Raw genomic sequence first — 23,577 nt, forward strand, 5'->3', positions numbered from 1 at the left:
CCAAATGTTAAATTTTTGTTTTTAGGGCGTAATAAATTGAAATGAAGGGAAATAATGAGAGCTCGCTCACCAAATAAGTGCAAACTGACTATCGGATACAAAAAGTTGCTCAAAAATAGTGCAGGCAAGAAGATGAAAAATAGAGAATGGAAGCTGGATAGTAAAAAGCAAAAAGCCCACCGAAGTGGGCTTTCAGACCATTGACAAACCCATCAGGTTTGGAAATGGCTCTTTTGGGTTGTAAAATTAACAAGGAAAATCAATTTATTGATTTTCGGCTGATAACACAAAGCTGGAAAAACGACGCTTTTATCCTGCTTTGTCATCAACCTTAAAGCCCACCGAAGTGGGCTTTAAACAAAAGAATAAAACTTACATTCTTTCGACGGTTTCGATACCTAATGTATCCAGACCCGCTTTTAAGGTTTTTTGCGTTAATAAGGCCAGTTTTAAACGGCTTTGACGCTGGGCATCGGTGTCTGCGGACAAAATAGGGCAATGTTCGTAGAAGCTAGAGAACAGGCCGGCTAAGTCATACAGATACGCACACATAACGTGTGGCGTACCTTCACGCGCAACCGTTAAGATTGTCTCTTCAAATTGCATTAAGCGCGTTGCCAATGCCATTTCGTGTGGCGCTTCTAATACGATTGGGAGCGTTAAATCCGCTTCGGTAATGTCTGCTTTTTTGAAGATAGAGGCAACGCGGGTATAGGCATATTGCATATATGGCGCGGTATTACCTTCAAAGGCTAGCATATTGTCCCAATCGAAAATGTAGTCAGTGGTACGGTTTTTAGACAGATCTGCATATTTAACCGCGCCGATACCCACGACATTAGCAAGATTCAGCAATTCCTCTTCTGCCATATCCGGGTTTTTCTCACGGATCAGCGTTTGAGCACGTTCAACGGCTTCATCTAACAGGTCAGATAGACGAACAGTACCGCCTGAACGGGTTTTGAATGGCTTACCATCTTTTCCTAACATCATGCCGAACATATGGTGCTCAAGCGCCATGGATTCTGGGATATAACCCGCTTTACGGACAATAGTCCAAGCTTGCATTAAATGTTGATGCTGGCGGGAGTCGATGTAATACAAGGAGCGATCCGCATGCAAGGTTTCATAACGGTATTTTGCACAGGCGATGTCGGTGGTGGTGTACAGGAAACCGCCATCTTTCTTCTGGACGATAACGCCCATCGGTTCGCCTTCTTTGTTCTTGAATTCATCAAGGAAAACTACGGTTGCACCTTCACTTTCTACGGCTAAACCTTTGGCTTTTAGGTCAGCAACGATACCCGGTAACATGCTGTTATACAGGCTTTCACCCATCACATCGTCTTCTGTCAACGTGACGTTTAAACGGCGATAGGTTTCTTGGTTTTGTTGCATGGTAATATCAACCAGTTTACGCCACATTTTGCGGCAGTATTCATCACCAGATTGTAATTTCACCACGTAACCACGAGCACGAACGGCAAAGTCTTCATCTTCGTCGTAATGTTTTTTCGCTTCGCGGTAGAATTCTTCGAGATCTGAAAGTGCCATGTCGCTGGCATCTTCATTTTGCACTTTTTCTAAGTAAGCAATGAGCATCCCGAATTGTGTGCCCCAGTCGCCCACGTGGTTAGCGCGGATCACTTTGTGACCGATAAATTCTTGGGTACGAGCCGCAGCATCACCAATAATGGTGGAGCGTAAATGACCAACGTGCATCTGTTTCGCGACGTTAGGCGCGGAGTAATCAATCACTATGGTTTCGGCTTTAACAGGTGCTAGGCCTAAACGGTCACTGGTCAGCGCGTTTTCTGCGTGAGTCGCAATCCATGTTGGGTCGATAAAAATGTTGATGAAACCGGGACCGGCGATTTCAATTTTTGATGCGATACCTTCGAGATCTAATTGGCTAACAATTTGCTCGGCCAGTTGTCGGGGAGGCAGACCCATTTTTTTCGCAGCTCCCATCACGCCGTTAGCCTGATAGTCACCAAATTGCGCTTTAGCTGATTGACGAACAAGGGCGTCACAGCCTTCTGGAGCTCCCGCTGCTAGCATTGCAGCACTGATTTTATCTGAAAGAATAGCCTGAATATTCACCGGATTACCTTAAATAACGAACATAGTTACCGCATTGTGCCATTTCATGGGCGTAACTAAAAGGTGGAAGAGAAAAAACGGCAGGTTTTATACCATATTTTGGGGGAGTCGTGCTACAGTCTGGCGCTTGTTTCACTTTTTATTATCTTTGTTTTCTATTTATAGAGTCATGTTAATGCTAGATTTCGATAAAATTCCTCAGTTAAATGATCTATGGTGCGACCTGCCTGATTTTGATCAAAAGGTTGCGGCGATGGCGCACTCTCTCAATCTTTCCTTGACCGATTATGTGATTGACCACATTTCCGTGCGTTGCCACCATCAGGAAACCGCTGAGCGTTGGCATGACGGGCTATTACAATGCGCTGAATTACTTTCTGATAACCTGATTAACGGTCGCCCAATTCGCCTTTATGATCTGAAAAAGCCGATTCAAATCGCTGGGCAGGATGTCTATATTATTGAGCTCCCTTTTCCAAAAGATAAAACCTATCCTCAAGAGAGCTGGGAACATATTGAAATGGTCATTGAGGTCGCGCCAGAATTATTGGAAGAGACAGCGCGTCGTTTATTACCGGACACGCTACCGGAAGGATACTCCTATAAAGTGAGTCAACCTAAAGGTCAGCAAGAAAGACTGCCAAATCCGACTTTGGCCGTGACAAACGGCTTAATTACCCTCAAATATCACCCGTTTTCCCTTAGAAACATCGTTGAAAGCGAAAAATAAGTGATGCAATTAACGTTATTGATCATTATTTAGAGCCAACTCTAAATGGTGTGATATCACGCAGATAACATTTAACAAAAAGTGGCATAGTTAGTTGAATGCCTAATAAAAAGTACGTTTTGACCCTCAATTTTCAGCTCATATTCTACTGAGCTTATGACCATTTTGGAGATCTTCATGGCGAAACTGGAAATTTGCTGTTTTGGTATAGAGTGCGCTGAAGTCGCGCAAGAATATGGTGCAAATCGCATTGAGCTCTGTTCGGGGGCTGCAGATGGGGGGCTAACACCAAGTTACGGCTATTTAAAACTGGCAAGAGAGAAACTTCACATTCCTGTTCATCCCATTATTCGTCCTCGTGGTGGTGATTTTTGCTATAACGTGAGTGAATTTGATGTGATCCGTGAGGATTTACAGATGATCAAGGAGATGGGGTTTCCTGGCGCAGTGGTGGGGATCTTAGATACAGAAGGGCGCATTGATATCGAACGGATGCAGACCTTAATGGAAGTTGCGAATGGAATGGAGATTACTTTCCATCGTGCTTTTGATATGTGTATCAATCCGTTACTGGCATTAGAGCAACTTAAAAACCTTGGGGTAGCACGTATTTTAACATCCGGTCAGCAACAAAGTGCTGAATTAGGTTTACCACTACTGAAAGAGTTGCACGAAAAAAGCCGTGAAATGAATGGTCCAATCATTATGGCTGGCGCGGGAGTTCGGTTGGCGAATATGACCAAGTTTATGGAAATTGGTCTAACGGAAGTGCACAGCTCCGCAGGGAAAACAGTTCCTTCCAGTATGAATTACCGCAAAGCGGGTGTAACCATGGCTTCAAACAGTGAAACCGATGAGTTCACACACTACTGTGTGGATGGGCCAACGGTGGAAGCGATGATGGACTTTATTTCTATAACGGAAAAAGTGCCTGCATAAATCATAAATTCGGAATAGGACTGACTGAATTTACGATAGGGAGAGTTAAGATAGGGAGGTTAAATACCGCCCTTTGTTTTTAGATTTTTGAACTGAGTAAAAACTAAAAACCGCGGAATGAATTTTAAGGAAAAAATCATGCTGAAAAAAATTGTCTTAACTTCATCACTTTTGCTCATCACAACTTCCTCGTTTGCTTTTTCATTAGCTGAAAAAGAGAAGCACCAAAAGTATGAAACGGAAGTTTCCTCTCAAATCTCTGCATTAAATAATACCTGTGGGTCAGACATTAAAGCGAACTTTGATTGGGTAACCTTTTCAAAAGAGCAACTCGAAACCATTGGTATCGATGGTTATAGCAAAGAGATGCTCAAGGGAATAGCCAATGTCTGTGAACACTCTGAACTCGCAAAACAGTCAGTCGGTGAGAAAATCAAAAACATTACCTATTCCTATACCAAGCCTAGAGCGATTGAGTTAAAAGATGGCACGCTATCATTAGGCATGGACTTTGATTCGGCTAATGACGCAAAAGCGGTTGAAGAGTATTTAATGAATAATTTGTAGTCGTTATTTTTGTGGCACAAAAATAAAAACCCCCGTGAGTTGTCGATAAACTTTTGGGGGTTTTGTTATGTACGGTCAGTGAGAATTGCCGCCTGACAATATTATGGTTTTTTCGCCACTAAAATCGCACGTAGAGGGGCTGGATACCCTTCAATGGTTTTGGTTTGATCATTAGGGTCTAAAAATTCTGCTAACGAATCCGTTGGCATCCACTCTGTACGGCGCTGTTCGTCTAACGAAGTCACGGCTTGGTCAACAATGCGTACGTCGACAAAACCACATTTTTCTAACCACACTTTGAGCATTTTGGCGGAAGGAATAAAGTAAACGTTGCGCATTTGTGCATAGCGATCGCCGGGGATCAGGCATTGGAATTCATCACCTTCAATGACCAAACTTTCCAACACTAACTCACCTTCACTGACGAGTTGGTCTTTTAACTGCCATAAATGGTCGAGTGGGGAGCGACGATGATACAGAACGCCCATAGAGAATACGGTATCAAAGGCTTTTAATGCAGGCAGTTGTTCGATACCGAGCGGCAGTAAATGTGCGCGTTGGTCATCACCTAACAGTTTTCTAACAGCTTCAAATTGGCATAAAAACAGTTCGGTAGGATCGATACCGACGACAAACTCCGCTTCTTCGCCCAGCATACGCCACATGTGGTAGCCACTTCCGCAGCCCACATCTAACACATGGCGGCCTTTCAATGGGGAAATATGTGGCAAAACGCGATCCCATTTCCAATCTGAACGCCATTCGGTATCGATATTGACGCCATATAGGGAAAATGGCCCTTTGCGCCATGGTTTCAACTGCCCTAAGATATTGTTTAAACGGCGAGTTTCGCCTTCGGTTAATTCTGGGTCGCGCGTCGCAGTAACGCTATTTTTAATATCTAACTGGGTCGGCGTCATTACAGGCAGGTTATCTAACATTTTCTCCCATGAAGAAAACCCACCGTGTAGACCTTCTTTCTTCCATGCCGCCAGTTGAGCGGGCAGGGTTTCTAACCAATGGCTAAGAGGGCCAACGGCAATTTGTTGATAAAAACGACCGAAATCGATCATTACTGCCCCTCTTTTAATGCTAATAATGAACCGAAGTTAAAACACTGGAACCAGACTTCACAATGTGTGAATCCGACGCGTTTTAAGCGAGCTTTATGCGCTTCGACAGAGTCGGTGAGCATGACATTTTCGAGCATACTGCGTTTTTGGCTGATTTCGAGTTCGCTATACCCGTTGGCGCGTTTGAAATCATGGTGCATGTTAAATAACAACTCACCAATTTGCTTATCTTCAAAATTAAATTTCTCAGATAACACTAAAATGCCACCGGGTAATAACCCTTGGTAAATTTTAGTGAGCAATTTTTCACGGTCATCGGGATTTAAAAACTGCAATGTGAAGTTAAGGATAACCATAGAAGCGTTTTCAATATGAATATCGCGAATATCGCCTTCGATAACCTCGACAGGGGTTTGTGCTTTATACGCATCAATATGACGGCGGCAGCGTTCGACCATAGCGGGTGAATTATCGACAGAAATGATTTTGCAGTTTTCCACTGAAATATTTCGACGAACAGACAAGGTTGCGGCACCAAGGGAACAACCCAGATCATAGACTTGGCTATTTGGCGTCACAAAACGACCCGCTAGCATCCCAATCATGGTGATGATATTGGAGTAACCCGGTACAGAACGTTGGATCATATCGGGGAAAACTTCAGCCACTTTTTCATCAAACTTCCAGTCACCTAAATTGGCGATCGGCGCGGAGAAAAGGCTATCTTTATGGTTTGGATCCTGACTTGACATAGACTTGTATTAATTAGCAGAACAAAAGTAGTGGCGGATTGTAGCAGAAAGCTATCTAACCTGAAAACAATAGAACCTGAAAAACAATCCGCACAGAAGCTAAGGAAATTAAAAGGAGAACGACACCATTTGTACCCAAGGTAGATAATAGGCATTGGCCATGACCATCAAGGCGAGAGCCAGATAAGTCCCCATCATTCCCATCCGACGTTGTGAATAGTCATGGTTTTTTAAACCGTAAGAGTGGAGCATGCGGCTTGCAATTAGCAGAATGCCACAAACATGGATCATCCAAACTTTGGCGCCATTCATTTCCATTAACAGTAATAAAATTAATGAAATTGGAATGTATTCGATGGCATTGCCATGCACACGGATAGCGGTTTGTAATTCAGAAAACCCACCATCGCCAACAGACACACGGTACTGATTTCTTAGCTTTACGACATGGAATGATAATCTCAGTATCAGTAAGGCTCCTAGTACAGCGTATAAAGAACTGACCATTTTTCACTCTACCTCTATGGAGATAAATTAAATTTTCTAAATTTTAAAACCTAATCAGTAAATCTACAAATAGAAATATATCGCTATTGATAATTCATTTTTGAATTATTTAATGAGATTATTCGCTTTGAGTTGCGCTAAGACAGCAATTGCAGTGATAGAGCAGCGATCTACATCATTGGAATCTAGCCACGCTAATTCAGCAATTTCAGCCGCGGGTTGAGGGATGCCGTCATAATCGGCTTGGTAGCAACGGATACAAACCTGTGTGCCATCTTGTTTGCCATCAGCCAGTCCGGTGAATTCTCCGTAGAAACGGATGGATTCAGGGTGCAAGGTTAATGTGAGTTCCTCATCGATTTCGCGAGAAAGTGCCTGTTGGTCCGTTTCACCTTGCTCACGTTTCCCGCCAGGAATATAAAATAGGGTTTTATTATGGGAACGTACCATGGCAACTTTGCCATTCTGAATGGTAATTAAACCTAATTTATCAATGATTTTAGTGCTCATTTTTAGCCTTAACGCGTCGTCGTTTGTCGTGACTCACAGAAAAGGGCAGGTGGTTTTACACCTGCGTCGACATTATTTTTTCTCGATAACTTTGACTAACTCATAACGGATGCTTGGGGCATCAGCGGGTGGGTTAGGCACATCAAACTGTTGAACCTCTAGCACGTAGTTATAGCCCGGTTCATAGCTGAATCCTTGAATGGATGAGTAAAAATATTGCCAATCATCTGTTGGTTTTTCTTTCACTTTCATGCATTTCATCGGTGCAACGCCGACACAGTCAGCCAGAGAGGAGTCGATATAAAAGATTTTATTGTTGTTGTTGGTGGGCTTCATTGTATTGGTATTATTTCCATTTTGGCATCCTGCAAGCAGAACAAGAAGAGATGATGCGAGTAGAATTTTTTTCATAAAGGTTCCTCTAGTTTCAGGCAAAAGTGTCTGAATATGAGTAATTATAGCAAAATGAAACGGGTAATTATTCCCAAAAAAATTGTGTTCTAACAAACAATCAGATTTTAATCATCAATTAGATGAGCAACTTTTCTTAGATTAGTTACGATCGTTTTGATAGGTAAGAGCCATTTTTATTGATTGGAGATGGTTTTTTTGTATCAATTTCGCAGTTAAGCTGTATAGCAAACTGTTTGTCTAACAGAATTTCCTATATAATGTCTGCCTTTTTTGACATTCTGAATTTTCAGCTAAATGCCAAATTCCCGCAGCAAGCAAAAGCACAACAAGCTGAGTAAAAGGATAGAGTATGCGTACTAATTATTGTGGGCAATTAAATATCGCTCATGAAGGCCAGAAGGTCACTCTTTGTGGATGGGTAAACCGCCGTCGTGACTTAGGTGGTTTGATTTTTATCGATATGCGTGACCGTGAAGGTATCGTTCAAGTTTTCTTCGATCCAGAGCGTAAAGACATATTTGAGAAAGCGTCAGAACTGCGTAACGAGTTCTGCATCCAAATCACAGGTACAGTACGTGCGCGCCCAGATAGCCAGAAAAACAAAGATATGGCTACGGGTGAAATTGAAATCTTTGCTGAAGGACTGGAAGTCTTTAACAAATCTGAACCTCTGCCGTTAGACAGCAATCAAACCAACACGGAAGAGCGACGTTTAAAATACCGCTATTTAGATTTACGCCGTCCGGAGATGTCAGACCGTCTGCGTACTCGCGCGAAAATCACCAGCTTTGTTCGTAACTTTATGGACAAAGAAGGCTTTATGGACGTTGAAACGCCAATGCTAACTAAAGCGACGCCAGAAGGGGCGCGTGACTACTTAGTACCAAGCCGTGTTCATAAAGGCAAATTCTACGCATTGCCACAATCCCCTCAGCTGTTCAAACAGTTGCTGATGATGTCTGGTTTTGACCGTTACTATCAAATCGTAAAATGCTTCCGTGACGAAGATTTACGTGCTGATCGTCAACCTGAATTTACCCAAATCGATGTGGAAACCTCATTCATGAGCGCGGAACAAGTTCGCGAAGTGATGGAGCGTATGATCCGCAATCTGTGGCTTGACGTGAAAGGCATTGATTTAGGCGATTTCCCGATCATGACTTTCGCAGAAGCGATGCGTCGTTACGGTTCAGATAAACCAGACCTGCGTAACCCAATGGAACTGGTTGATGTTGCGGATATCGTTAAAGATGTTGAATTTGCCGTATTTGCAGGTCCAGCAAATGATCCTAAAGGTCGTGTTGCAGCCCTGAAAGTGCCAGGTGGCGCAGCAATGACCCGTAAACAAATTGACGAATACGGCAATTTCGTGGGCATTTATGGTGCAAAAGGCTTAGCGTGGATGAAAATCAATGAACGCGCGAAAGGCTTAGAAGGCGTTCAGAGCCCAGTTGCGAAGTTCCTAAGCTTAGAAATTATCGAGCAAATTATCGAACGTACTGGCGCAGCGGATGGCGATATCATCCTGTTTGGTGCGGGTGCGAAAAATGTGGTGACTGACTCCATGGGCGCATTACGCCTAAAAGTAGGTCGTGACTTCGAATTGACCAACCTAAATAGCTGGCAACCACTGTGGGTTATCGACTTCCCAATGTTTGAAGAAAATGGTGAAGGCGGCTTAACCGCAATGCACCACCCATTTACTTCACCGAAAGATTTCACACCGGAAGATCTGGCGAAGAATCCTGAAGATGCTGTTGCGAATGCCTACGATATGGTTATCAATGGTTACGAAGTGGGTGGCGGTTCTGTCCGTATTCACCGTAGTGAAATGCAACAAACTGTATTCGGTATTTTAGGTATCAATGAAGAAGAACAGCGTGAGAAGTTCGGCTTCCTGTTAGATGCACTGAAATATGGTACGCCACCACATGCAGGTTTGGCATTTGGTTTAGACCGCTTAGTAATGCTGTTAACTGGAACTGATAACATCCGTGATGTTATTGCCTTCCCGAAAACGACTGCAGCGGCATGTTTAATGACCAATGCGCCAAGCTATGCAAACCCAGATTCGTTGACTGAGTTAGCGATTGCAATTGTAGCGAAAGAAGAAGAGTAATGAAAAGTTATAAGCGCCCAGAGTCGGTATTAGTCATTATGGTGGCTGAAAACACGGGGCGGGTGCTTATGATGCGGCGTAAAGATGATCCAGACTTCTGGCAATCAGTGACCGGAAGTTTGGAACTTCATGAAAACAGTGCTGCGGATGCAGCGCTTCGCGAAATCAAAGAAGAGACGGGGTTTAACCCGCAACCAAGTCAGTTACATGATTTGTCGAAAAGTATCATCTTTGAAATTTTCTCGCATTTCAGGCATCGTTACGCACCGGATGTAACCCACTGTAAAGAACATTGGTTTAAATTGGTGCTGAGTGATGAACAAACGCCATTACTGACTGAACACACAGAGTTTTGTTGGCTTGAACCGCAAAAGGCGGCAAAGCTGACAAAATCGTGGAGCAACAGCCAGGCTATTTTAGAATTTGCTGTTTAATTATTTTATTGACGTTTTTGGAGATATTTCATGGCAGGTCATAGTAAATGGGCCAACACCAAACACCGTAAAGCGGCGCAAGACGCAAAACGCGGTAAGATTTTCACTAAAATTATTCGTGAGCTGGTCACTGCAGCGCGTTTAGGCGGCGGCGATGTCGCAACTAACCCACGTTTGCGTGCTGCTGTGGACAAAGCATTATCAAACAACATGACCCGCGACACATTAAACCGTGCGATTGCGCGTGGTGTGGGTAATGATGAAAACGATAATATGGAAACCATCATTTATGAAGGTTACGGTCCTGGCGGCACAGCGGTTATGGTTGAATGTTTAAGTGACAACCGTAACCGTACCGTATCCGAAGTTCGTCACGCGTTTACTAAAACGGGCGGTAACTTAGGGACTGATGGTTCTGTATCTTACCTGTTCACCAAACGTGGCGTGATCACTTACGCACCGGGCGTGGACGAAGATGCACTGATGGAAGCAGCACTGGAAGCGGGTGCTGACGACGTTGAAACTTACGATGATGGTGCAATAGATGTTTACACCACCTTTGAAACGTTTGGTGCTGTTAAAGACGCACTAGATGCTGCTGGTTTCACTAGCGAAGCCGCTGAAGTTTCTATGATCCCATCGATTAAGGCAGAACTTGATGTTGAAACAGCACCAAAATTAATGCGCCTGATCGACATGCTAGAAGATTCAGACGACGTACAGGAAGTTTATCATAACGGTGATATCTCTGATGAGGTTGCTGAGCAACTGTAATTAAGACGATGTCTGCGTAGAGAAAGCGGGCTGTGTCCAGCCTGCTTTCTCTAACGCCTCACCCATCTTCACCTTCTCTTTTATTTGCTATATTTATGATGGCAGGAATGCTATTTACACTGAAATCTCGGTGGAAATGGTGATATTCCCTCGTTGCCATTGTGGCAGCCATTAGATGGGGATAAGATGATATGAAAATTAATAAAGGGCAACTATAGGTTTTATATGGCGATTATTCTGGGTATCGACCCTGGTTCACGGATCACAGGATACGGTGTTATTCGCCAACAAGGTAGGCAATTACTCTATCTCGGAAGTGGGTGTATTCGTACTCAAGTTGATGATTTGCCAAGCCGTCTGCAGCGTATTTATGCGGGAGTCTCGGAAATTATCACCCAGTACCAACCTGATGTTTTATCCATTGAACAAGTCTTTATGGCGAAGAATGCGGACTCAGCACTAAAGTTGGGGCAGGCACGTGGTGTGGCGATTGTCGCGGCAGCAAACCAAAATATTCCCGTTTTTGAATATGCGGCTCGCCAAGTCAAACAAACCGTTGTGGGAACGGGCGCGGCAGAAAAAAGCCAAGTTCAACATATGGTCAAATCAATTCTAAAATTATCGGCTAGCCCCCAAGCGGATGCCGCAGATGCGCTGGCAATTGCTATCACGCATTGTCATTTTAATCAAAACCTACTGAAAGTGGGGGATCCGCGTTTAGTGCTAACTCGCGGAAGATTAAGATGAAGACTGGATATGCATCCAGCATTTTTTGTGGTATAAACACCAGAGTCAAAATTTAAGACGCTAATCAAATTAAAGGGGTTCAGTGTGATAGGTCGTTTACGTGGCATCGTGTTAGAAAAGCAACCACCCATTGTGTTACTTGAGCTACAAGGTGTTGGCTATGAAGTTCATATGCCAATGACCTGTTTCTATGAATTACCTGAAATTGGCCAAGAAGCCATAGTTTTTACCCACTTTGTCGTGCGAGAAGACGCACAATTGCTGTATGGCTTCAATGACAAGCAAGAACGCGCACTATTTAAAGAGCTGATTAAAGTTAATGGTGTAGGCCCTAAACTGGCACTCGCGATTTTATCGGGTATGTCCGCTCAGCAATTTGTGTCTGCCATTGAGCAAGAAGCGATTTCCTCTCTGGTGAAACTACCAGGTATTGGCAAGAAAACTGCCGAGCGTTTAGTGGTCGAAATGAAAGACCGCTTCAAAGGCTTGAATGGGGATCTTTTCAACTCAGTGAGCGATATTGATTTACCAAGCGTGAAGAGCCAAGGGCCAAGCCAAGCAGATATTGAAGCCGAAGCGGCTGCTGCCTTGATTGCGCTGGGATATAAACCGCAAGAAGCTAGCCGTATGGTGAGTAAAGTCGCGAAACCTGATAGCGATTCTGAAACCCTGATCCGTGATGCCTTACGCGCAGCACTTTAATTGAGAGATTAATACGATGATTGAAGCTGATCGCCTAATTACTGCTGAAGTGCTGCATTCTGAAGAAGAAGCCATTGATCGCGCGATCCGCCCTAAATTACTGGATGAGTATATTGGGCAACCGCAAGTTAAGCATCAAATGGAAATATTTATTCAGGCAGCCAAAATGCGGGGTGATGCGCTTGATCATCTATTAATTTTTGGGCCTCCAGGGTTAGGAAAAACCACATTAGCGGGTATTGTCGCCAATGAGCTTGGCGTTAATTTGCGAACAACGTCAGGGCCTGTATTAGAAAAAGCAGGGGATTTGGCAGCCATGCTGACTAACCTTGAACCTCACGATGTTCTGTTTATTGATGAAATTCATCGCCTTTCGCCAGTAGTTGAAGAAATTTTGTATCCTGCCATGGAAGATTACCAATTGGATATTATGATTGGTGAAGGCCCTGCGGCACGTTCCATTAAAATCGATTTACCGCCATTCACGTTAATTGGCGCTACTACGCGGGCTGGCTCATTAACTTCGCCACTACGTGATCGCTTTGGAATTGTACAACGATTAGAGTTTTACCAAGTTGATGATTTGCAGCACATTGTAAAACGTAGCGCTCAGTATATGGGGCTGGATATCACCGAAGAAGGGGCATTGCAGGTCGCGATGCGTTCTCGAGGTACACCACGGATCACCAATCGTTTATTACGTCGTGTGCGTGATTTTGCTCAAGTGAAAGGCAATGGCAGTATTGATGAGTTGATTGCGAGCCAAGCGCTGGATATGTTGAATGTGGATGCGGCAGGCTTTGATTATCTTGACCGTAAACTGCTGGTGGCCATCATTGATAAGTTTATGGGGGGGCCAGTGGGTGTTGATAACCTTGCCGCTGCGATTGGCGAGGAGCGTGAGACCATCGAAGATGTGCTTGAACCTTATCTTATTCAGCAAGGTTTTATCCAGCGAACGCCAAGAGGGCGTATGGCAACAGCCCACGCTTATTCTCATTTTGGATTAACGCCGAAAGAGGTTTAACCCAAAAAAGCGTCTTTAATACAAAGATAATTAAATGTGGTATCACGAAAAAGCCCTTGAGCATGAAAAATGACTCAAGGGCTTTTTATTTGAGGCTAACTTGTATTGGTGACTCTGTTATTTGCAGTCGAGATTAGTTTTTCGTTTTTACGCACAAACTTAAGATAAACAAAATAGCGGAGGTGAGTACAACAGATGGCCCTGCGGGAGTATCGTAAAATGCTGATAGGGTTAATCCGCCAGTAACGGAAATCATGCCAATACCAATCGCAGTGAGTGCCATTTGCTCAGGCGTTTTGGCAAAACGTCGGGCGGTGGCAGCGGGAATGATCAGCAAAGAGGTAATAATCAGTGCACCCACGAATTTCATCGCAATCCCGATAGTTAATGCAGTCACCATCATCAATAATAAGCGAGAACGCTGGAGATTAATTCCATCCACAAAAGCCAGCTCTGAGCTAACTGTCATTGATAAAAGCGCCCGCCATCGATAAAAAAGCAACCCACAAACGACAACCACGCCAATTAAAATCGTTATAATATCTTCGTATGTTACTGATAACAAATCGCCAAATAAGTAAGCCATTAGGTCAACGCGGACATTTGCCATTAGGCTGACAACAACCAGCCCTAAAGAGAGGGAGCTGTGAGCCATAATGCCGAGTAACGTATCCACGGCGAGTTGAGGACGTTTTTCCAGCCATACGAGGATCAGGGCCAATAATAAAGTCACTGCGATCACGGCGTAAAAGGGATTAATGTTTAGTAGCAAACCGAAGGCAACACCTAGCAAAGATGCGTGGGCGAGGGTGTCCCCAAAATAGGACATACGGCGCCAAACCACAAAGGAACCTAAAGGGCCGGCAGCAATCGCGAGTAACATACCTGCAATCCACCCAGGTAGCAGTAACTCAATCATGGTGGCAATCCTTGCTATGTTGGTGGGATGAGATCACATTACCTTCTAAGTCATGTTGGTGATTGTGTTGATGACGGTAAACACCCAGTTGCTGTGCGCCTCGATAGCCAAACATAGCGACGAACTCTGGGTGGTTAGAGACGACATCCGGGGTACCTGAGCAACAAATGTGCCCGTTGATACATAAAACTTGGTCCGTTTTTGCCATCACTAAATGCAGGTCGTGAGAGACCATGAGAACCGCGCAACCGAGTTCAGTTCTCAATTGATTGATTAAGTCATACAACGCAACTTGACCATTAATATCGACGCCTTGGGCGGGTTCATCAAGAACCAACAAGTCAGGTTTATTGAGCAAAGCACGCGCAAGCAGAACGCGCTGGGTTTCACCGCCCGAGAGTTTCTGCATTGGCAGATCAATAAGATGCGTGGCTTTAACCCGTTCGAGAGCGGGTAATAAATGTTCCGTGCGGACACCTTGCTTTAACATCATAAACCGCTTCACGGTTAGAGGTAGGGTGGTATCTAAATGCAGTTTTTGTGGAACATAGCCAATAGAGAGTGACGAGGCTCTGCTGATAGTGCCTGATGTGGGCGCTAATAGCCCTAATACCACGCGAACAATCGTAGATTTACCAGCACCATTAGGTCCCAATAACGTCACGATATCACCTTTGTTAAGTGCAAAAGTGACATCCTTTAATACGGGTTTATCGCCAAATGAGACCGAGATTTTATTTAAAGATAGTAGTGGTTGCATATGAAAACATCTTGCAGAAATCAAGTTGTGTTATATTATAACATTTCAATTTTAAGATCACGGAAAATGTTCATGATACACAAATCGAAACTTATTACCCGTAAATTCATCTGCAAAGCTACGTTAACCTCAGTTTTAACCGCATCGATGTTGCCAATAGCCAACGCCGATGTCGTTACATCGATTAGACCTTTAGCCTTCATTGCTGCGGGGATCGCTGATGGTGTCACTGATACACAAGTTTTACTTCCAGATGGTGCTTCGCCACATGATTATGCACTGAAACCATCGGATTTAAAAAAGATAAAACAGGCTGATTTATTTGTTTGGGTTGGACCTGAATTAGAAATGTTTTTAGAGAAGCCAATCAACGTGTTAGACCAGAATAAACGTCTGGCATTGGCAGAACAGAAAAATATTCATAACTTATTAATGGCCGAAAACCACGAGGAGGAAGATAGCCATCAACATGCCGATGAACCTAATCATGATGCGGATCACGAACATCATCACCATGGTGAGTATAATATGCATATCTGGTTGTCTCCAGATATTGCAAATTTGGCAGCCGATGATATTTACGCGCGTTTAGTAGAGCTTTATCCTGCTCAGAAAGATAAGCTAGACGTAAACCTTCGTAAATTCAAAGAAAACATGGCGCAAAACAATAAGAAAATTGCTAGTATTTTAAAGCCGGCTCAAAATAAAGGGTATTTTGTTTTTCACGATGCTTATGGCTACTTTGAAAAACACTATCAGCTCGCTCCATTAGGGCATTTTACGATAAACCCTGAGATTCAGCCCGGTGCCCAAAAATTGCATCAAATACGAACACAACTGGTTGAGCATAAAGCGCAATGCGTTTTTGCTGAGCCACAATTCAGACCTGCGGTTATTGAAAGCGTAGCGAAAAATACGGGAGTCAAGATGGGTACTCTCGACCCACTCGGTAGTGGGCTGGCAATTGGACCAGATAGCTACATGAAGTTTCTGACTCAATTATCAGAACAATACGCAAGCTGCCTGAATTAAGCATAGAGGAATAGTTTAAAGTGCAGCAAATGGCAAGTGGTATTGTGCAAGCATTTAACGGCTTGTCCAAGACCCATAAAATTGTGTTGAGCACGCTCACTGTCGCTACCATGGCCGTCGCGATTTGGCGGCCTGTACATATCCCTACCACGTATGAAAGTGACAGTTCTCCTGATACCGTCATTCCTTTTTCTCAATCTGCGATTGAGGCAGAAGGTGATGATTTAATTCAAGATAGTAGCGAACAGTTACCCGATGAAGGTGTTGCAGATAGCGACACCGATGCGTCAGATGCGGATGGTACACCGCTCGCACATGAATATGTTGTCTCAAGTGGCGATAATTTATCGTCTATTTTGACCCAGTTTGGTATTGAAGCTGGTGATGTTGCGACACTTTCAAACCAACATAAATCATTACGTAATTTAAAAATCGGTCAAACCCTTAGCTGGACATTGAATACGGACGGCGAATTAGAGTCCTTAACATGGGATGTTTCTCGCCGTGAAACGCGTATCTTCAAACGTGTTGGGGCAACCAACAAATTTGAAGAAGTGAAAGAGATCCGTAAAGGCGATTGGACAAACAGCGTGATGAGCGGTTCTATCGACGGAACGTTTGCTCAAAGCACAAAGAAAGCGGGTTTGACTCGTACAGAAGGCCGTGAAGTTACCAAAGCATTACAGTGGCAGGTGGACTTTAGCAAGCTGAAAAAAGGCGATAAGTTTACCGTTTTAATGGGCCGCGAGATGCTCAATGGGACTCATGAACAGAGTCAACTAGTTGGTGTGCGTTTACAGTCTGGCGGTAAAAATTACTACGCTTTCCGTGCTGAAGATGGTCGCTATTATGACAGTGAAGGTAATGGTTTAGAACGCGGTTTCTTGCGTTTCCCAACGGTTAAGCAGTTCAGAGTTTCATCGCACTTCAACCCACGTCGCGTTAATCCTGTAACTGGCCGTGTAGCACCACATAAAGGGGTCGACTTCTCAATGCCAGTGGGCACGCCAGTATTAGCGGTTGGTGATGGCGAAGTGATTGTAGCGAAATACAGCGGCGCAGCAGGAAACTTTATTGCTATTCGCCATGGTCGCCAATACACCACGCGTTATATGCATTTACGTCAATTGCTGGTGAAACCAGGGCAGAAAGTGAAGCGTGGTGACCGCATTGCATTATCAGGTAATACTGGACGTTCTACAGGACCACATCTCCATTTCGAAATGTGGGTTAACCAGCAAGCCGTTAACCCACTGACTGCGAAATTACCAAGCTCAGGTGGTTTAACAGGTAAAGAACGTAAAGAGTACTTAGAGCTGGTCAAAGAGACTAAACCTCAGCTTAAATTGAAATAACCATTTCAGTTTATTCATCCAATAACTGGCAGATACTTGTGTCTGCCAGTTATTTTTGTAATGCTCTTACACATTCATTTTTGGTTATCAAAATAGCCGTGATTTCTTGGGTATAACATGAATAAAGAACAAGATACCGACAGCAAAAAGGGCTATGTGCCAACGTTTCATAAATCCTATTTATTACCTAAATATTGGGGCGTTTGGATGGGAGCGGCTGTGTTTGTTGCGCTTGCGTACATTCCTGTCAAAGTCCGTGATCCCATGTTAGCTAAAATAGGAAAGTGGGTTGGTCGTTTGGCAAAAAGCGCTCGTCGTCGTGCAAAAATTAACTTGCTCTATTGTTTTCCTGACATGACTGAACAGCAAAGAGAGGTATTGGTTGATCGCATGTTTGAAACCGCGCCGCAATCTTTTGTTATGTTGGCGGAGTTGTGTGTTCGTGGCGCAGAGCGTACATTAGCGCGTACGCAGTGGCATAACAAACAGATTATTGAGCAACTGCAGGAACAGCAAAGCAATGTGATTTTTATGGTTCCTCACGGCTGGGCAGTAGATGCGCCAGCCATGCTATTAGCTGCGATGGGGCAGAATATGGCTGCTATGTTCCATCACCAGAAAAATCCCGTCGCAGATTATTTGTGGAACAAGGCGCGTTACCATTTTGGTGGGCGACTTCATTCTCGTGAAGCAGGAATTAAACCTTTTATTGCATCGGTCAGACAAGGTTACTGGGGCTTTTATCTACCAGATCAAGATCATGGGGAAGAGCACAGTGAGTTTGTTGATTTCTTTGGCACATATAAAGCGACCTTACCCGCTATCGGTCGATTGATGAAAGTGTGTAAAGCGAAAATTGTTCCTTTATTTCCGGTGTACGATCACGTTAATCATCAATTACATATCTATATTCGTGAACCAATGGATGATATTGATGGGCAAGATGATAACTATATTGCGCGTCGAATGAATGAGGAGTTAGAGTTTTTAGTTGAACCTAATCCAGAGCAATATACGTGGATCCTTAAGCTCTTGAAAACGCGCAAGGAAGGCGAAATAGAACCCTATCAACGAAAGGATTTATATCGCTAGATATCTTTTCCAGTATCATAAAAGCCACGGTAATAATCTCCGTGGCTTTTGTTTTTTTAGGGGCTAAATATTTATGATATATATCATTCGAGAATAAATTTAATTTAAAAGGTGACTTTAAAATAATGCTAAAAGTCCAAGGCTGAGGAGTGATATTCTAAATACATTGTTATATTTTTCTCGAGATAAAAGTAAGGGAAGATAATGGGCTGGAGACATTATGGATAAAACGAAAACAACATTAGACCAGTGGATAACTTTGCAAGCTGTGGTCGATTATGGTGGGTTCGCGCAAGCGGCTGAAGTATTACATAAAACACAATCTTCGATTAGTTATACCATTAGTAAACTAGAACAAATATTAGATATTGAAATTTTTGTAGTGGAAAAACGTCGAGCAGTATTAACAGAACAAGGTGAATCGCTGTTAGCATTATCGCGGGAAGTGACCAATAAAGCGATTGCATTAGAAATAGCCGCGAAATTAATAAATAAAAAAATAAACAATAAAATAAAGATAATAATAGATTCTTTATATAACAGTGATGACCTATTAAATAAAATTGGAAGTCTAATAAAAAGTAGAAAAGATTATGATGTTGAATTAACTAAAACACTACTCAATCGGGAAGATATCTTGTCATCTAAAGATTTTGATTTATTGATATCTCATCATTATGTAAGTTCATTAAATCCCATCTTTTTGGGAGAAGTTGATGCGGTTCTTGTTACAGAACCTAATCATTATTTGCAGCGATGTACCAAAGATAAGATCAGACATAAACTGGAAAAAACACCGCATATTGTGTTGTCTACTACTTTTCAAGATAAGATACGAAGTCACCAAACCGTTAAGGTCACAAATACTGAAACAGCGATTAAATTAACTAGGAATTCAGTCGGTTACTCTTGTTTTCCAAGGGATATTATTCATGAATTGATAGAGGAGAATATCCTAAAAGAAGTTGAGAATGATATTTTTAATTTTAGATACCAATTCTATATGTATAGAAATAAGAGCCCCATAATAAATGATATAATCATAAATTACCTATTTAATGGTTATGAAACTAATTGATTTTAGTTTTAAATTTATTCTATAAAGCATATAAGTATTTTTGATTTAGATTAAAAAAATTCAATATAACCATTCATTAACTTAATTGAATGGTGATGCTATATTTCTGTCGAACAAAAAATATAGATTATATTTCGTTTTCGAAAGATAAATTTAAAAACATACATTCTATTTATAGGAAATATTATGCATATTCTAAATAAAGCTCTAAATTTATTGGGAGTGAGTTTGGCTATCACGATGGCACCGACAGTGCTTGCTTCTGGTGTGATTAATTTTACGGGAGAAATAACGGAGCAAGCTTGTACCGTAGATAGCCAATCACGTAACTTAAATGTTGATCTTGGTCGAGTATCCACCAAAAGTTTATCTTCCGCTGGAGAAATGGCTGGGTTAACGAATTTCACAATTAAACTTGTGGATTGCCCTGAAGATACCAAAGTCACGGTTAATTTCGCTGGAAACCGTGATGCGGTTGACCAAGATATTCTGGCGTTACATCATGGTGCTGGAACAGCAAAAAACGTGGGTATCGCCCTGTATGAAAAAAATGCAACTTCTCAGATTAAATTGTACGAAGATAGCAAAGAGGTTGCTTTAGCAGGAAATTCGGCAGAGTTGGAGTATGTTGCAGCATTTAAAGCTACAGGTGCAGCAACGGCGGGGCAAGCGAATAGCAGCGCAATTTATAGTATTCAATATCAATAATATGCTGGGTGACGTTTGTCACCCATACTTATTTTATGTTGGCTCTCATATGAAAATAATTTATTCAGCTGTTTTATTTTTTTTCTGTTTTATTTCTTTAGCATCTGCTTCTGGGATCAGCGTAGGAGGAACTCGTTTTGTTTATATGGATAATAAACGAGAAATTTCAATTCCAATCTTTAATAGTAATGAAAAAAAGCCTTTTCTAATCCAAAGTTGGGTAACAGGATTTAATGAAGATATTAAAGCGCCATTTATTGCAACACCAGCTTTATTTCGTGTTGAGCCAAACAGTTATGGAGCAGCAAGAATTGCGTATTTAGGTCAGTCACTTTCATCTAATCAAGAGAAAATATTTTTATTAAATATAAAATCAATCCCTCCTAAGGATGAGAGTATTGAAAATGAGCTGCAGATTATTATTAATTCTCAGTTTAAGCTTTTTCTACGTTCAAACGATATTGAACCATTGAATTTTGAAAATATAATTTTAACAAAAGAGAATGATGGAATAAAAATTAATAATAAAACACCATATCATTTATCAATTAAAAATATTTTAATTAATGGTGAGAGTATCAAAGGAACGAAAATGGTCTACCCATGGGTAGATAATTATATTTTAAAAAGAAGAATGGATAAGGGGCATGTAGTTACTGTCGAATTTATCAATGACTATGGTGCTATTGTGGAAAAGAAAATAACCAAGAGCTAGTGTATGGAAACACACCATTTAATCAAAAACTGGTTGTACAGTAAGAAAATCATTTTTATTAAGATTACATTTCTTTCATCAATTGGGTTTCCATCAATCCTCTGCGCAAGTGAACTATTTGATATCAATGCAGTTAATACAGGGATTGGAAATCAGTTATCTGACCCTTCATTATTAAATTACCTATCTAAAATGGAAGGGCAACTTCCTGGTCGTTATCAGGTCAATATTTATGTTAATGGAAGTAAAGTTGCGGATGAGTTGATTGAGTTTATTTATGATGATGAAGAAAAAAAACTAAAACCCAAGATAAATAAAGAACAGTTAATAAGTTGGGGTGTCAAACCTTCAATGTTATTACCAGAAAACAAAATTTCCTCAGCCGATGAAATTTTAGATATTAAACACTCAATTGATGGTAGTGACATTCATCATGATTTTTTTTCAAGCCGATTGGATATTAGTATTCCTCAAATTGCAATGGAAATGACGAGCCGAGGCTATATTGATGCTGCCGAATGGGACGATGGGATCAACGGGATGTTTATTAACTATTCAGCGCGGTTTAACCGAGCTTGGGGAAGCTCGAACAATCAACAAAATATTTATGTAGGTTTACGAAATGGAATCAATTGGGGAGCTTGGCGGCTACGTAATCATAGTTATTACAATGACACGAATGAAAAGATTATTTTGCATAGTTTGCAAACCTTCTTAGAGCGGGATATTCGTGATTTTAAAAGTCATTTAATTATTGGAGAAACAGCGTCTGATAACGGGATCATGGATGCTTTTCAATATCGCGGTATCAAGCTAATGTCGGAAGAAAGCATGTTACCGCAAAGTCGCCGTGGATTTGCTCCTGTCGTTAATGGTGTTGCAAATACTAATGCGGTGGTCACTGTTCGCCAAAATAGCCAGATTATTTATCAAACGTCGGTACCTGCTGGGGAATTTATATTGAATGACCTTTATCCAACGTCGTTCAGTGGCGATTTACAGGTTATGGTCGCCGAAGCAAATGGTTCAATAAGAACATTTACCCAACCTTTTTCTAATGCTCCCATCATGCAAAGGGAAGGTTCATTAAAATACAGCATTGAACTTGGAAAATATCGAGAAGATAAAGGGACGCAAAAACCTTATTTTATTCAATTCTCTGGGATCTATGGTCTGCCAATCAATTTAGCAAATTATGGCAATGTGTCGTTATTAGGTGGTGCGCTTATCTCAGAAGATGAACAAGTTTATGTTTTAGGAACTGGAGTGAGTTTAGGTTATTTCGGGGGGATTTCACTGGATATGAAATACTCGCAAGCACAATGGCAGCAATATGCAAAAATGACGGATCAAACCTACCGTTTTCAATATACCAAATATATTCAAAATACAGCGACGGGACTGAATTTATCAGCTCAATACGCTTTAGAGCCAGATATAAACCATGCCTTTTTTCAAGCCATAAGCATTGACCGAATATCAAAAAAACAACGGTTACAGATTGCTTTGAGCCAAGCGTTAGGGAAATGGGGATCTTTAAACATTAATGGATATCAGCAAAAGTACTGGGGGCAGTCAGGCTCAGATAATAACCTTACAGTCAGTTTTAGCTCTCAGTATAAATCTATTAATTACAGTTTTTCCTATTCCCATTCTGAACAAAATAATCCCCATAGGGTGGATAGGTTGTTTTCCTTTAATTGCAGTATGCCATTTCGTTGGAAAGAAAATGCGTACTGGGGTGTTTATAGCCACAACACGAGCCGCAATGCCGGCGGAATAAGTACAGTTAGCTTGAATGGCTCAGCCTTCAATGCCAATCAATTACAATACGATATCACTCAACAATATCATCATAAAAATCGACAATTCAGCCATGGTATTCGTGGTAATTATTTAACCTCTCACGGTGAATTTGGCGCTGGTTGGGATTATGCCCCCGAATATCAAACTATTCATGCTGCGGCGACTGGATCGCTGTTATTTCATCAAGATGGAGTGACTGCTTCACGGGCGTTTTCCGATGCCATTGGACTGGTTAAAGCGCAAGATATTGATAATTTGAAAGTGAATAACGTGCCTTCACTGCATACCAATGGGCAAGGGTATGCGGTGATCCCGATGTTAACGCGCTATGAGCGCAATAAAGTGAGCGTAGATACCTCGACGTTAAAGGGTAATGATGATGTGGAATTGAATTCAGCAACTGTTGTTCCCACAAGCGGTGCAATTGTTTTGGTGGATCTCAAAGCGAAGCGTGGTGGGCGAGTGGTATTAAAACTGAAGAAAAATAGCCAGTTACTCGGATTTGGTACTCAAGTTAATATTCTCGAACAGCAGCATATTGTTTCAACGGGCATTGTAGCGAATGACGGAGAAGTCTATTTGAGTGGTGTTCCTGCACAGAGTGTTGTTCAAGTTAAATGGGGAGATGCGCATACACAGCAGTGTCAATTGCCTCTTCAGATTGATTTGAGCAATCAAAATATTCAATTTATTGATGGAGTTTGCCAATAAGGG

At 42.0% G+C, this 23,577-nt stretch carries 24 protein-coding genes; 16 read left to right on the top strand and 8 right to left on the bottom strand.

Going from position 1 to position 23,577, the window contains the following annotated elements; translation table 11 throughout:
* Window positions 1-372 precede the first annotated feature (372 nt).
* The gene (gene argS / locus GKR48_RS02380; protein ID WP_036954545.1) at window positions 373-2,103 is read right to left on the bottom strand and encodes an arginine--tRNA ligase; all 1,731 of its coding nucleotides are present in this window, start codon (window positions 2,101-2,103) and stop codon (window positions 373-375) included.
* Window positions 2,104-2,278: 175 nt separating this feature from the next.
* On the opposite strand from argS, the gene GKR48_RS02385 reads away from it, so the two are divergent.
* The 3 genes from GKR48_RS02385 to GKR48_RS02395 all read left to right on the top strand — a co-directional run bounded on the left by GKR48_RS02385 (window position 2,279) and on the right by GKR48_RS02395 (window position 4,339).
* A complete protein-coding gene (locus GKR48_RS02385) occupies window positions 2,279-2,833 on the top strand; it encodes a VOC family protein (RefSeq protein ID WP_154603912.1) in 555 nt (184 codons plus the stop codon).
* A gap of 177 nt (window positions 2,834-3,010) precedes the next feature.
* On the top strand, window positions 3,011-3,772 hold the full coding sequence (gene cutC / locus GKR48_RS02390) for a copper homeostasis protein CutC (RefSeq protein WP_154626699.1): 762 nt from the start codon (window positions 3,011-3,013) through the stop codon (window positions 3,770-3,772).
* A gap of 138 nt (window positions 3,773-3,910) precedes the next feature.
* Entirely contained in the window at window positions 3,911-4,339 is a 429-nt protein-coding gene (locus GKR48_RS02395) for a hypothetical protein (RefSeq protein WP_154626702.1), read from the top strand.
* Between the two features lie 101 nt (window positions 4,340-4,440).
* Here GKR48_RS02395 and cmoB read toward each other — a convergent pair whose 3' ends face one another.
* The 5 genes from cmoB to GKR48_RS02420 all read right to left on the bottom strand — a co-directional run bounded on the left by cmoB (window position 4,441) and on the right by GKR48_RS02420 (window position 7,592).
* Window positions 4,441-5,412: a tRNA 5-methoxyuridine(34)/uridine 5-oxyacetic acid(34) synthase CmoB gene (cmoB, locus tag GKR48_RS02400; RefSeq protein ID WP_154603909.1), complete on the bottom strand. Its 972-nt coding sequence runs from the start codon at window positions 5,410-5,412 to the stop codon at window positions 4,441-4,443.
* Entirely contained in the window at window positions 5,412-6,164 is a 753-nt protein-coding gene (cmoA, locus tag GKR48_RS02405) for a carboxy-S-adenosyl-L-methionine synthase CmoA (RefSeq protein WP_036948300.1), read from the bottom strand. The genes cmoB and cmoA overlap by 1 nt, the downstream gene beginning before the upstream one ends.
* A 108-nt stretch (window positions 6,165-6,272) precedes the next feature.
* Entirely contained in the window at window positions 6,273-6,671 is a 399-nt protein-coding gene (locus GKR48_RS02410) for an MAPEG family protein (RefSeq protein ID WP_154626705.1), read from the bottom strand.
* 105 nt (window positions 6,672-6,776) lie between these two features.
* A complete protein-coding gene (locus GKR48_RS02415; RefSeq protein WP_154626708.1) occupies window positions 6,777-7,181 on the bottom strand; it encodes an NUDIX hydrolase in 405 nt (134 codons plus the stop codon).
* Between the two features lie 72 nt (window positions 7,182-7,253).
* Window positions 7,254-7,592, bottom strand: coding sequence for a DUF4377 domain-containing protein (locus GKR48_RS02420; protein WP_154626711.1), 339 nt, complete (start codon window positions 7,590-7,592; stop codon window positions 7,254-7,256).
* 352 nt (window positions 7,593-7,944) lie between these two features.
* Here GKR48_RS02420 and aspS point away from each other — a divergent pair, with 352 nt between their 5' ends.
* The 6 genes from aspS (at window position 7,945) to ruvB (ending at window position 13,398) form a co-directional block, all read left to right on the top strand.
* Window positions 7,945-9,714, top strand: a complete 1,770-nt coding sequence (gene aspS, locus GKR48_RS02425; protein WP_154626714.1) for an aspartate--tRNA ligase — start codon at window positions 7,945-7,947, stop codon at window positions 9,712-9,714.
* Window positions 9,714-10,148 carry a dihydroneopterin triphosphate diphosphatase gene (gene nudB, locus GKR48_RS02430; protein WP_154626717.1) on the top strand — a complete coding sequence of 145 codons (435 nt, stop codon included), beginning with the start codon at window positions 9,714-9,716 and terminating at the stop codon, window positions 10,146-10,148. Before aspS ends, nudB begins: the two co-directional genes overlap by 1 nt.
* Before the next feature lie 30 nt (window positions 10,149-10,178).
* Complete coding sequence (locus tag GKR48_RS02435) at window positions 10,179-10,922, top strand: YebC/PmpR family DNA-binding transcriptional regulator (RefSeq protein ID WP_154626719.1); 744 nt, start codon at window positions 10,179-10,181, stop codon at window positions 10,920-10,922.
* Window positions 10,923-11,147: 225 nt separating this feature from the next.
* Window positions 11,148-11,669 (top strand): crossover junction endodeoxyribonuclease RuvC, encoded by a 522-nt coding sequence (ruvC, locus tag GKR48_RS02440; RefSeq protein ID WP_036948281.1) that lies wholly within the window; start codon window positions 11,148-11,150, stop codon window positions 11,667-11,669.
* Window positions 11,670-11,753: 84 nt separating this feature from the next.
* Window positions 11,754-12,371, top strand: coding sequence for a Holliday junction branch migration protein RuvA (gene ruvA, locus GKR48_RS02445; protein ID WP_006659946.1), 618 nt, complete (start codon window positions 11,754-11,756; stop codon window positions 12,369-12,371).
* Between the two features lie 16 nt (window positions 12,372-12,387).
* Window positions 12,388-13,398, top strand: coding sequence for a Holliday junction branch migration DNA helicase RuvB (gene ruvB / locus GKR48_RS02450; protein WP_036948275.1), 1,011 nt, complete (start codon window positions 12,388-12,390; stop codon window positions 13,396-13,398).
* 133 nt (window positions 13,399-13,531) lie between these two features.
* On the opposite strand, the gene znuB is transcribed toward ruvB, so the two are convergent.
* Both znuB and znuC read right to left on the bottom strand, forming a co-directional pair.
* On the bottom strand, window positions 13,532-14,317 hold the full coding sequence (gene znuB, locus GKR48_RS02455; protein ID WP_006659943.1) for a zinc ABC transporter permease subunit ZnuB: 786 nt from the start codon (window positions 14,315-14,317) through the stop codon (window positions 13,532-13,534).
* Window positions 14,310-15,077 carry a zinc ABC transporter ATP-binding protein ZnuC gene (znuC, locus tag GKR48_RS02460; RefSeq protein ID WP_154626721.1) on the bottom strand — a complete coding sequence of 256 codons (768 nt, stop codon included), beginning with the start codon at window positions 15,075-15,077 and terminating at the stop codon, window positions 14,310-14,312. Before znuC ends, znuB begins: the two co-directional genes overlap by 8 nt.
* A 72-nt stretch (window positions 15,078-15,149) precedes the next feature.
* Here znuC and znuA point away from each other — a divergent pair, with 72 nt between their 5' ends.
* The 7 genes from znuA to GKR48_RS02495 all read left to right on the top strand — a co-directional run bounded on the left by znuA (window position 15,150) and on the right by GKR48_RS02495 (window position 23,574).
* Window positions 15,150-16,109 carry a zinc ABC transporter substrate-binding protein ZnuA gene (znuA, locus tag GKR48_RS02465; protein WP_154626723.1) on the top strand — a complete coding sequence of 320 codons (960 nt, stop codon included), beginning with the start codon at window positions 15,150-15,152 and terminating at the stop codon, window positions 16,107-16,109.
* 29 nt (window positions 16,110-16,138) lie between these two features.
* Window positions 16,139-17,464 (top strand): murein DD-endopeptidase MepM, encoded by a 1,326-nt coding sequence (gene mepM / locus GKR48_RS02470; protein WP_154626725.1) that lies wholly within the window; start codon window positions 16,139-16,141, stop codon window positions 17,462-17,464.
* 117 nt (window positions 17,465-17,581) lie between these two features.
* Window positions 17,582-18,556: a lauroyl-Kdo(2)-lipid IV(A) myristoyltransferase gene (gene lpxM / locus GKR48_RS02475; protein WP_154626728.1), complete on the top strand. Its 975-nt coding sequence runs from the start codon at window positions 17,582-17,584 to the stop codon at window positions 18,554-18,556.
* A 220-nt stretch (window positions 18,557-18,776) separates the two neighbouring features.
* Window positions 18,777-19,634 (top strand): LysR family transcriptional regulator, encoded by an 858-nt coding sequence (locus GKR48_RS02480; RefSeq protein WP_154626730.1) that lies wholly within the window; start codon window positions 18,777-18,779, stop codon window positions 19,632-19,634.
* Between the two features lie 186 nt (window positions 19,635-19,820).
* Window positions 19,821-20,342: a fimbrial protein gene (locus tag GKR48_RS02485; RefSeq protein WP_154626733.1), complete on the top strand. Its 522-nt coding sequence runs from the start codon at window positions 19,821-19,823 to the stop codon at window positions 20,340-20,342.
* Window positions 20,260-21,057, top strand: coding sequence for a fimbrial biogenesis chaperone (locus tag GKR48_RS02490; RefSeq protein WP_154626736.1), 798 nt, complete (start codon window positions 20,260-20,262; stop codon window positions 21,055-21,057). Before GKR48_RS02485 ends, GKR48_RS02490 begins: the two co-directional genes overlap by 83 nt.
* A 3-nt stretch (window positions 21,058-21,060) precedes the next feature.
* On the top strand, window positions 21,061-23,574 hold the full coding sequence (locus GKR48_RS02495) for a fimbria/pilus outer membrane usher protein (protein ID WP_154626738.1): 2,514 nt from the start codon (window positions 21,061-21,063) through the stop codon (window positions 23,572-23,574).
* Window positions 23,575-23,577 lie beyond the last annotated feature (3 nt).

This window comes from Providencia sp. wls1943 (assembly GCF_009706275.1).
Lineage (GTDB): Bacteria > Pseudomonadota > Gammaproteobacteria > Enterobacterales > Enterobacteriaceae > Providencia > Providencia zhijiangensis.